Origin of the sequence: Flavobacterium sp. (genome assembly GCF_004295795.1) — a bacterium.
In the GTDB taxonomy this organism is placed as follows: domain Bacteria; phylum Bacteroidota; class Bacteroidia; order Flavobacteriales; family Flavobacteriaceae; genus Flavobacterium.
The window spans coordinates 26196-37212 of the sequence record NZ_SEBR01000030.1 but is presented as its reverse complement, the minus strand read 5'-3'; the positions used below and the strand labels follow the sequence as shown (position 1 = coordinate 37212).

At 47.4% G+C, this 11017-nt stretch carries 10 protein-coding genes; 6 read left to right on the top strand and 4 right to left on the bottom strand.

Translation table 11 applies throughout. The features are described 5' to 3' along the window. Positions 1-747 precede the first annotated feature (747 nt). Together EOO49_RS17785 and EOO49_RS17780 are read right to left on the bottom strand one after the other, a co-directional pair. A complete protein-coding gene (locus tag EOO49_RS17785) occupies positions 748-1197 on the bottom strand; it encodes a hypothetical protein (RefSeq protein WP_290848182.1) in 450 nt (149 codons plus the stop codon). A gap of 67 nt (positions 1198-1264) precedes the next feature. Further along, the gene (locus EOO49_RS17780; protein ID WP_290848180.1) at positions 1265-1828 is read right to left on the bottom strand and encodes a DUF6642 family protein; all 564 of its coding nucleotides are present in this window, start codon (positions 1826-1828) and stop codon (positions 1265-1267) included. A 206-nt stretch (positions 1829-2034) separates the two neighbouring features. Between EOO49_RS17780 and EOO49_RS17775 the strand changes: the two genes are divergently transcribed. From EOO49_RS17775 to EOO49_RS17750, 6 genes are all read left to right on the top strand, one after another. After that, positions 2035-2724: a hydrolase gene (locus EOO49_RS17775; RefSeq protein WP_290848178.1), complete on the top strand. Its 690-nt coding sequence runs from the start codon at positions 2035-2037 to the stop codon at positions 2722-2724. 68 nt (positions 2725-2792) lie between these two features. Beyond that, on the top strand, positions 2793-4565 hold the full coding sequence (locus EOO49_RS17770; RefSeq protein ID WP_290848176.1) for an amidohydrolase: 1773 nt from the start codon (positions 2793-2795) through the stop codon (positions 4563-4565). Between the two features lie 4 nt (positions 4566-4569). After that, the gene (locus EOO49_RS17765; RefSeq protein WP_290848174.1) at positions 4570-5007 is read left to right on the top strand and encodes a DoxX family protein; all 438 of its coding nucleotides are present in this window, start codon (positions 4570-4572) and stop codon (positions 5005-5007) included. Then, positions 5004-6365, top strand: coding sequence for an alginate export family protein (locus tag EOO49_RS17760; RefSeq protein ID WP_290848173.1), 1362 nt, complete (start codon positions 5004-5006; stop codon positions 6363-6365). The genes EOO49_RS17765 and EOO49_RS17760 overlap by 4 nt, the downstream gene beginning before the upstream one ends. A 72-nt stretch (positions 6366-6437) precedes the next feature. Next, the gene (locus EOO49_RS17755; protein WP_290848172.1) at positions 6438-7373 is read left to right on the top strand and encodes a ring-cleaving dioxygenase; all 936 of its coding nucleotides are present in this window, start codon (positions 6438-6440) and stop codon (positions 7371-7373) included. Positions 7374-7379: 6 nt separating this feature from the next. Next, a complete protein-coding gene (locus EOO49_RS17750; protein WP_290848171.1) occupies positions 7380-8009 on the top strand; it encodes a hypothetical protein in 630 nt (209 codons plus the stop codon). Positions 8010-8763: 754 nt separating this feature from the next. Here EOO49_RS17750 and EOO49_RS17745 read toward each other — a convergent pair. After that, complete coding sequence (locus EOO49_RS17745) at positions 8764-9945, bottom strand: MFS transporter (protein ID WP_290848169.1); 1182 nt, start codon at positions 9943-9945, stop codon at positions 8764-8766. A 119-nt stretch (positions 9946-10064) separates the two neighbouring features. Next, positions 10065-11000: an alpha/beta hydrolase gene (locus EOO49_RS17740; protein ID WP_290848167.1), complete on the bottom strand. Its 936-nt coding sequence runs from the start codon at positions 10998-11000 to the stop codon at positions 10065-10067. Between the last annotated feature and the right edge of the window lie 17 nt (positions 11001-11017).

Here is an 11017-nt window from a genome sequence, read left to right as displayed (position 1 = left end):
GTTCGTCGCCTTCCGCGGGACTACTTTTACTTCATTGATTTTTATTGTTTTTTAAAGGATTCAGTGAACCTCGTTCCTCGGTTTGCCTGGCCGCAAAAGTAGCAAAAAGGCCTTGCGGCTGAACCAAAAACGCGACCTGACAGCCCCAAAAATTCGGAAATGAAAAAAACTCGCCGGAAACTGCTTTTTCGCCGGAAGCTCTTTTCTGGCTCAAACAGTTTTTCCTTTCGACGAATTTTCGTGACGTCAGGTGCCCGCGTTTTGTGCTTAGGCCGCGGACTAATCGGAAGTGTTCATTTGCTTTTTAGCTTGCTTCGCTGCGCTAAAAACGGCTTCGTAGCAAAATTTTCGGTTTCGATAACCCTCGTTGGCTCCGTAGCGAAAAACAGGTGTGTCTTTGACGGAAACAATCGGTTGGCGTTGATCAAAAACCTTGGGTTTTTACGTTTGCTCGAAACAACCATTCGGATCAAAAACCTTAACATTTTCTACAGGAAATCTGTAATCGATTCCCGGTTTTTTCTCCGAACTTCGGCCAGACCTAACAAATCTCGGAGATTTGTTAGGTCTTAGGAAAATGAGGCTTCCCACGGGATTTTGATGTTTCGAAGCGCGGGTTTTCAACGCCAGAAGTGTCCGGCAACGACGTTATGGAAACGATTCTTGCGATTAAGGAAATTTTGGTGTTTCGGAGACGCATTTTTCCAAAGCTACAGCGGAGGAAAAATGTCAATAGATACTTTCCGCTTAGTCCGGCATTTGAGCGTTTTGGCGGGCACCTGACGTCTTGGAAATTCGCGGAATTAAAGGTTGTTTGAGCGCCCCAAAGAGAAAGTCGTTTCGGGAAAAAGCTCCCGCGAGTTCCTTTAATTCCCGAATTTCCAAGGCTGTCAGGTCGCCAAAATCGGTCGTGCCGCGAGCCTTTTTGTTACTTTTGCGGCTAGGCAAAAGTAAGCCCCGCTGGCAGGCGACGAAAGAAATTAAAAGCCTGCGACGGCGCAGCCGGCGAAAAGAAGCAAACGAGCAAAGCTCGTTCTTTTGACAAAGTGAGGAAAAGCTTCCGGTTACACAGGAAATTATAAAGGAAAAAGATTTTGCGGTAAAAAGGAAATAGCCCGGATGACGGCAACTAGCCTTTTGCAGAAAAAGACGTGATTTTCTTGACTTGAAACAGCGACCAACGGAAGCTCGTTTCAAGACATAGAAAAACCGGCTTTTGCAAAAAAGCTAGTGCCAGTCAGCCGGAACCAGCTCCCCAAAAAAATCAATAAAAAAGCCGAAACCCCAAAGCACTGCAAAGCGCACCATGATCTTCCAATAAAATCCGCACCAATTCGGTAGGACTATCCGTGTCCTGATAATAACTAGCGATCAACGCCGCATCGAGCGCCAGGCTCGGAAACGACGCACTATGCGTGTAGCCCGAAATCGCCTTGGCATTCGTGACGTCAATGAAGTACTGCGCCATTTCAAGATCGATGTCCAGCGTTTTCGTATTGGCGAAATGAATCAGTTTCCCTTTGAGTTTGCCCTCGAAAAGCTCGGCGATTTCTTGCAGCGAATAGCGGTAATTGTCTATGACGATGTCACTTTCACTCCCCGAAACCGCGAGGTAAATGATCTCGTAGTCCTTAAAATCACGGTCTTCGTACAAAAGCGTGTTCAGGCTTTGCTCGAAACCGGTTATGCTGTCGCAGCTTTGATAGACAGTCGTGATGTCGTGCTTTAGCGTCAGATGATCCAGCATGGGGAAAAGTTTGCTGACTTGGTCGGCCGATGCGTCTCTTACCGCTTCGAGGCAGAAAAGTTTGAAGTTGTCGTCGTTCATAATTTCGGACGCCAATTTACACAAATGTATTCGTAAACACTTCACATCCAAATGCCAAAATCTCGCTAAAAATTTACGGGATTTCGTAAATCCTAAAAATTGATAAAATTCTTAGAATATTACTAATCAGTCTTTTACATAAATGGATTCAAATGTGAGTAAAGGCAGAAAAACCTTTTATAATACTAACATTTAAAACATCCATCATGAAAAAACTTGTATTCCTTACCGCTTTTTTAGTATTCGCGCTTTCGGCATCGGCACAAAAACCAGGAGCTTCTTTGATCAATCCGACAAACCACACCTTGGTCTTGATTGACCATGAAGGACAAATGGCTTTCGCAACGGCGAGTATTCCAATCGACCAATTGAGAAACAACGTCGCGCTTGTGGCCGGCGCATCGAAAATCTTCAATGTTCCGACAGTCGTTACGACCGTGGCAGAACATTCTTTCAGCGGACCGGTTTTTAGAGAAATCGAGGAAGTCTATCCGCAAAAAACCTCGAATTACATCGACCGAACCACGATGAACACTTGGGAAGACGTGAACGCCTACAAAGCAATAACGGGCAAAGGCAAGAAAAAACTCGTTTTCGCAGGCTTGTGGACAGGCGTTTGTATCGTCGGGCCTACGCTTTCGGCGATCAGCGAAGGTTATGACGTTTATGTGATTACCGATGCTTGCGGAGACGTTTCAAAAGAAGCACACGACATGGCGATCGCCCGAATGATCCAAGCCGGCGCGCATCCTATGACTTCGCTTCAATATCTGCTTGAGCTGCAACGCGATTGGTCGCGCCAGGAAACGTACAAAGCCGTTACTGATTTGGCCAAAAAATATGGCGGCGCTTACGGTGTCGGAATTCAGTATGGTCATCAGATGTTGAAACACTAAAAAACCAAAACAACACAACTTTCCAGGCCGTGTTGATTCTCACGGCCTTTTTTATCCCGAAAACAATCATGAAAACACTTCTGAAAATAACAGCAATCTGGCTCATTCTGACGCATTTGTCAGTGGCACAAAAGGCGACTTTGATCGTCAAGAATGCCAAAATCCATACGATGGATGACAAAGACCGAATCGTTTCGGCCCTGGCGATATCGGATGGAAAAATCCTCAAAACAGGGACCGATCTTGAAATCCTCAAACTCAAAACCTCCAAAACCAAAATCGTTGACGCCAAGGGAAAAACCGTGATTCCGGGACTTTTCGATTCGCACATGCACATCATCCGCGGCGGAAGATTCTTCAATACCGAATTGCGTTGGGACGGCGTAAAAACCTTGAAACGCGCACTGGCGATGTTGAAGGAACAAGCTGAAAGAACGCCAAAAGGCCAATGGGTACGAGTCGTAGGCGGATGGAACGCTTATCAATTCGACGAAAAACGACTTCCGACTCTGGAAGAAATCAACGCGGCGACAGGCGAAGTTCCGACGTTCGTGTTACATCTTTACGGACACGCTTATCTCAACAAATCCGGGCTTCAGGCGCTCAAAATCGATGCGTCGACACCAAATCCGAACGGCGGACTGATCCAAAAAGACGCAAACGGAAATCCGACAGGACTTTTGATAGCCGAACCGAACGCGTTCATCCTGTATTCGACTTTGTCCAAATTGCCCGAATTGTCGGCTGCCGAAAAAGTCAACTCCACCAAATTGTTCATGACCGAAATGAACAGACTCGGTGTCACGGCGATCATGGATGCTGGCGGCGGTTTCCAGAATTTCCCCGACGATTACGGCGTCACGACAGCCCTTGACAAAAAAGACGAGTTGACGGTTCGCATGCCGTATTATCTATTCGCCCAAAAAGCTGGAACCGAACTCAACGACTACACGCGCTGGACGAGTTCCGTCGAAGTTGGCGCTCACGATGACGACCACGATCACGTCGAATATTACGTGCAAGGCGGTGGCGAAAATCTTGTGGCAAGCGCCGCCGATTTCGAGAATTTCGACGAACCGCGCCCCGAATTGTCGGCCAATATGGAAAGCCAACTCAAGCCCGTTCTCGAACTTTTGGTGCAAAAACGCTGGCCGTTCCGCATTCACGCGACTTACAACGAGAGTATTACGCGCTTTTTGAATGTGATCGAGGAAATCGACAAAACCAAGCCGTTGAACGGCCTGAACTGGTTTTTCGATCACGCCGAAACTGTGTCCGAAGAAAATCTCAAACGCATAAAAACGCTCGGTGGCGGGCTCGCGATCCAGCACAGAATGGCCTATCAAGGCGAGGCGTTTATCGAACGTTATGGCAAAGACGCGGCTTCGAAAACCGTTCCGCTCAAGAAGATTTTCGAGCTCGGGATCAAGGTTGGAATGGGAACCGACGGCACGCGTGTGGCGAGTTACAATCCGTGGGTTGGCCTGTATTGGCTTACTTCGGGCAAAACTTTGGGCGGGCGAAAATACATGGCTGACGAAAATATTCTCGACAGACGCAAAGCCTTGGAACTGTTCACATCCGGAAGCGCATCGTTGATCAATCTCGAACAAAAACGTGGCAAACTCACCCAAGGTTTCGTGGCCGATTTCGCGATTTTGAGTGCCGATTATTTTTCTGTTTCCGACGAAAAAATCCTCGATCTCGAATCGGAATTGACGGTCGTGAACGGAAAAATTGTCTACGGAAACCACGATTTCAAAGCCGATTCACCGCAAATCCCGAAAGCGATTCCGGCTTGGAGTCCGGTGAATTTCTTTGGCGGATATCAAAATAACTGACGCCATGAAACGACTTTTCTTCTTTTTACTGCATTCGAATTTGGGCGACAAAGCAAACGATTACGCGATTTTGTGCTTTCGGATTTTGATCTCGGTCGAACTCATTTGCGTACACGGACTCAAGAAATTGGGAATTGGCGTCGCGGTTGCCGAAGTCGTTCCAAATCCGATCGGCTTTCCCGATTTCCTAAACGACTCGATCGCCATCACGGCCAATTTAACAGCACCGATTTTCATCATTTTCGGACTTGGCACACGACTCGCATCGGCACTCGTTTTGTGCGTCACCTTGACCGGACTTTTGGCCATGCATTTGCACGACGATCCAATGGTGCGCGACATCCCGTTTATCTACAGTTGCTGTTTCGGCTTTCTGCTTTTGGTCGGAAGTGGACGATTCTCACTCGACAGATCGATCCGAAACCAAATCAAGGTCACATGAAAAAGTGCCTCCTTTTACTGCTTTTCGGAAGCTTTCTGTCGATTGCGCAAAAATCGCCAAACTTCAATTCGCTGCGTTATCACGATGATTTTCGTTCCATGGTGGGCGATTCTTCGGGCAATTGGTATCCGAAATTGAAATTCGCATCGGTTTCCAAAAACGACAGTACTTATTTTTCTTTCGGAGGCGACATCCGCTTGCAATATTTCAAATTCGACAACGAAGATTGGGGCGACACGCAATCTGACAAGGACGGATTTTTGCTGAACCGATATTTGCTTCACGTCGATTTTCACACCGGAAAGCACTTTCGCGCGTTTTTCCAAATCCAGAGCAGTTCGGTTTCCGGACGTTTGGATCCGAGTCCGATTGAGGAAAATCCGCTCGATTGGCACCAGGCTTTCGCCGATTGGAAACAGGATTTTGGCAAGGGTTCGCTTACGTTGCGCGTCGGAAGACAGGAATTTTGGTACGGTTCGCAACGCCTCGTCGCCGTCCGGGAATTTCCGAATAATAGACTTTCGTTGGATGCGGCGAAGTTGATTTTCATGCGCGGAAGCGTCAATTCAGAAGTCTTTTTTGCGTATCCAGTCGTAAATGGACGGCAGATTTTCGACGACAACATCGAGACCGAAACCCGGCTTTGGGGAAATTACACAGTCCTGAAATCGGTTCCGTTTTTGCAAAATATCGACGTCTATTATTTTGGGCTTCGAAAGGAGAACGCGGCTTTCGCCAACACAATCGGGCGCGAACACCGACATTCTTTCGGAACGAGAATCTGGAACAAAGGCCAGGCGTTTCTTTACGACATAGAAGGCGTTTACCAATTTGGCGCGCTTGAAAACCAGGCAATTTCAGCTTGGACGATCTCATCATATTTGACGTATCGGTTTGAAAATGCTGGATTGAAACCAAAAATCGGACTCAAAACCGAAGTGATTTCAGGTGACAGAAATGCGTCGGACAATCGCCTGCAAACATTTAATCCATTGTTTCCGCGTGGCGCTTATTTCGGATTGGCGGGAATTATCGGTCCGTCGAATTTGTACGACATCCATCCGGAAATCGCGTTATCACTGACCAAAACGATTGACTTCGGACTCGATTACGACTTGTTCTGGCGCTTTTCGACCGAGGACGGAATTTATGCGCCGAACGTGAGCCTGATTTATCCGGGAGAAAGTTCGGAACGCTTCATCGGAACACAACTCGCGGCAAATATCGCGTGGGAACCGAACGCATTTTTCTCGCTCAAGGCAGAAACCACGTGGTTTGACGCGGGAAATTTCTTAAAGAATTCGGGCGCCGGACAAGATATTTTCTTCTTCGGGATCACTTCCCAATTCAAATTTTGACTTCTTGTCCCAGTTCAATGTTTCAGAACGAAAGACGACCTAATTTTGGCCTAACAAATAACACTTATCATCATGGAAAACAAGATATTAGGTTTGCATCACATTACGGCGATCGCCGGTGACGCCAAACGCAATTTCGATTTTTACGCGAACGTTTTGGGACTTCGCTTCATTAAAAAAACGGTCAATTTCGACGATCCCGGAACGTATCATTTCTATTTTGGGGACGAAGTGGGAAGCGCGGGCACGATCCTTACGTTTTTCCCTTGGGGAAGTTCAATCGCCCAAGGCCGACGCGGCACCGGAATGGCCACGGAAATCGGGTATTCCGTACCCAAAGGCAGTCTCGATTTTTGGGTCGACAGATTCGAGAAACACAACGTGATCTACAACAAACCAGCCGAGAAATTCGGGGAGCGTTACCTCACGATTCTCGATCCCGACGGATTAAAAATCGAGTTGACCGAAACCGAAAACGACGGACGCAAACCGTGGGAAACCGACGAAGTAAAGGCGACTGTCGCGACTCGCGGCTTCCACAACATCACGTTATCGTTGAAAGACATCAAGCCGACGGCGGCGATTTTGACCGAGATTTTCGGCTATAAATTGGTCGCTCAGGAAGTGAACCGCTTCCGCTACAAAACCGACGCTATCGAGAACGCAGCGATCGTGGATTTGGTCGAACTTCCGGAAGAAAAACACGGACACGTAGCCGGCGGAACCGTTCACCACGTGGCTTTCCGGGTTCAGAACGACGAGATTCTGCACAAATTCCGCGAAAAAGTCATCGAGCATGGTTTGAGCATCACGCCACAAATCGACCGACAGTATTTTCACTCGCTTTACTTCCGTGAGCCGGGCGGCGTTTTGTTCGAAATCGCGACAGACAATCCCGGATTTACGGTTGACGAAGCGCTCGAAGATTTGGGCAAAGGCCTGAAGTTGCCGGCGCAATACGAACAAAATCGCGCGGCGATCGAACAACATTTGGTACCGATAAATTAAGTGATTATGGATTTTCAACCAATGAAATATGTGTACAAAGCCTCGGGTATTTCCGGGGCTCACACTTTGCTTTTGCTTCACGGAACAGGCGGAAACGAGCACGATTTGCTGTCGTTCGCCGATTTTTTCCCTAACGATTTAAACATTCTGTCGATTCGTGGAAACGTTGAAGAAAACGGGATGCCGCGGTTTTTCAAGCGCATCGGAATGGGAATTTTCGACGAGAAAGACCTGGAATTCCGAACGCACGAGATGATTGCGTTTTTGAAGGATTTATCCGATAAGGAGAACTTCGACGTAACGAAACTCGTTGCTTTGGGCTATTCCAATGGTGCGAATATCGCGGGCTCGGCTTTGTTTTTGGATCCGAAGTTTTTGGCTGGCGCGATCTTGTTGCGTCCGATGTTGCCGTTCAAAAAGTTGCGTCCGACCGAGAAAGCTGCGAATGTTCCGGTTTTTCTTTCAAGCGGAAACCAGGATCAGACGGTTGATCTGGATCAGATCGAATTGTATTCAAAGATTCTTTCTGACAATGGATTTTTGGTTGACTCCGAGCTACTTCCCACGAGCCACAATCTCACGAAAACAGATTTGGATTTGGCCGCTGCCTGGTTCGATCGACATTTCTCCCGCTGATTTTCGTCACAGACAATTTTTTTAAGCCACAAATTCACGAATGCTTTTTATTCGTGAATTCGTGGCTTCATTTTTATCTCGTTTTTTACTTTCTACAGCTTCGCCGCTTTTTTTGGTTACAACCCGAGCAACGCGAACTGGCGCAAGCAATGCACGGATTAAGCCGATTATGATGACTGCTGCGCAGCGAAACCGTGAATTTATTTTTAGCCGCGAATTTGCGAATTACGCCGATTGTGGTAATTCGCGAATTCGCGGTTAAATTTTTCGATACCTAAATTAGTATTAAAAAAGCGAAGCTTTCAAAATCCGTGTGATCCGCGTATATCCTTGCGTCCGTGATACAGGAAGATGCGAAGCGTAAGAATAAAACGCGAATCTAAATTTCTCATGGCAAGCAAGCTTGAAAATAGCTGTCCACAATTTCTCCCGCTGATTTTCACCACGGATAATTTTTAAGCCAAAAATGCACGAATGCTTGTTATTCGTGCATTCGTGGCTTCATTTTTTATCTCGGCCTGTCATTTTTCACAGTCTCGCTACTTTTTGGCCACGACTCGAGCGACGCAAACTGGCGCAAGCAATGGAAGGATTACGCCGGTTACGGCAACTTATGCGCAGCTTGGCCGAGAATTTTTTAAACCGCGAATTCGCGAATTACCTCACGTGGTGTAATTCGCGAATTCGCGGTTTAAATTATCGGACAATTAGTAAACCCGAAAAGCGCGGCCTGGAAAAATCGGTGGTGGAAAAATTATTCCGCGGCAGACGAACCCTTTTGGGTTTGGAAGAAAGACAAAACCACAGCCAAAGCAACAAACACGAAAAGTTGTGCCATTACGAGCATCCATCCGCCGTGTTCCCAAGCCCAGATTCCGAGAGCCGAACCGGCTGCGCCACCTACGAAGTACGTGGTCATGTAAACAGTGTTGATGCGGCTGTTGGCTTTTGTGTCGAGCGTGTAGATGATGGCGATGTTCGTGACCTGCACGGCTTGGATTCCCATGTCGAGAAACAAGACCGCGAAGCACAAAGCGAGAATGGAATGTGGGAAAACGGCAATTGCGACGAGTGAAATAAGTACGCAAGAAAGCGCGATCAACAACGACTTGCGCGGACTTTCCGATTTGTCCGACAGCTTTCCGAACAAAGGCGCGGCCAAAGTTCCGCCTACAGCCAAAAATCCGAAAAGGCCAATTTTATCTGCAGAGAATTCAAAGGGTTTATCCGAGAGATGAAAAGTCAAAGCGACCCAAAACGCACTCAAAGTTCCAAACGACAAAGCGCCGATAAACGCGGTTCGACGCAAAATCGAAAATCGCTTGAACTGGATCAGGACCGACGACAAAAGCGAGCCGTAAGAACCTGAAAAATTCGCGGGCACGCTCGGGAAATCCGCTTGCATCAAAATGGCGCTGATCAAGACAAATCCCGACGAAATTCCGTAAACATAACGCCATCCGAAGGTTTCGGCAATGTATCCGCTGAAAATCCTCGCGGCCAAAACGCCAATCAGAATTCCGGTGAAAATGATTCCGACGATCTTTCCTCGGTTTTCAGAAACAAGGCTCGCGGCCATCGGCAAAATCACTTGAGCGGCGACGGCAAAAATCCCAATCGAAAGTCCGGCGCCGTAAATCATCCATTTGTTGGCCGAAAATGCCATTACCAAAAGCGATCCGATGAGTAAAATCTGCAAGGTCAAAATCAACTTTTTGCGATTGAATTTGTCTCCCAAAGGCGTGATGAACAAAAGCCCGAGGCCGTAACCCGCTTGGGAAAGAACCGAGATAAAGCCCGCAGATTTCGTGTCCGTGCCCAAAGATCTCGCGATTTCGGCAAGAATCGGTTGGCTGTAATAAATGTTGGCGACGCAAATTCCGGCCGTGATTGCCATGATCAGGATTTGCTTGGTAGAAAGTGAAGTCGTGCTCATAAGTTGAAGTCGTTAAAGGTAGGTTTTTGTTGGCTTTCGCCGAAAAAAATCGCCCAGTCGGTTTGTCGAAAGGGCGAAGTTTTGCGTAAGCATTGTCGGGAATCCCGTGGTGAAAATCCTTAATTGGCCTCGTTCAAGAACTTGATGAACTCGGCGTTGAACTTGTCTTTTTCCTCCACAAATCCGGCGTGACCGCTGTTTTCGAAAACCACAAGTTTGGACGAAGCGATGTTTTTGCTCATGTAAATCCCGAGTTCGTGAGAAACGATGTGATCTTGCACGGCACTGAAAATCAGCGTCGGAATCTTGATTTTTGGCAAATCTGCACGCAAATCCTCGTCTCTCAAAGCGATCAAAGCTTGTTCCATTGCGTAAGGCGACGACTGCATTTCCTGTTGGTAAAGCCATCCGCCAAGGCCTGGATTCACCGAAGTTTCGTTCAAGGTGAATTTCGAACTGACTGCCGCAAGCAACGCCGGACGATCGTTGTGCATCAACCCGACCCAAGCCGTAATGTCTTCTTTGGAGAAAAACGGTTGTTCGAAACCGTCGACTTTCGTGTGTTTTGGCGCGGCGGCCGAAAACAAGGCGAGCTTGGAAACGTGGAGCGAGTCGAATTTCGCGACGTAATGCAACGCGATTGCTCCGCCCATCGAATGCCCGCCGATTGTTGCATTCTCGATTTCCAGTTTGTCCAGGACGACTTTGATGTCATCAGCAAATTGGTCGTAATTGTAGCTTCCGTAAGGTTTGTCCGATTGTCCGAAACCTCTCAAAGTGATGGCGATCACGCGATAACCGGCTTTTACCAAAGCAGAATTCTGATATTCCCACATGGCGTCGCTCAAAGGATAACCGTGAATTAACACAACCGGTTTTCCTTCGCCCATATCGGTTACGTGAAGGCGCACATTTGGCTCGACCTCGATGTATTCGGCTCTGGCCTTTGCTTTTTCTGAAGTTTCAGCTTTCGCAGTTTCCTTTTTGTCGGCGCAAGAAGCCACGACCACAGACAGGACAATTCCCATCAAATTCTTTCTTGTATTTATTTTCATCATCATTAATTATTCAC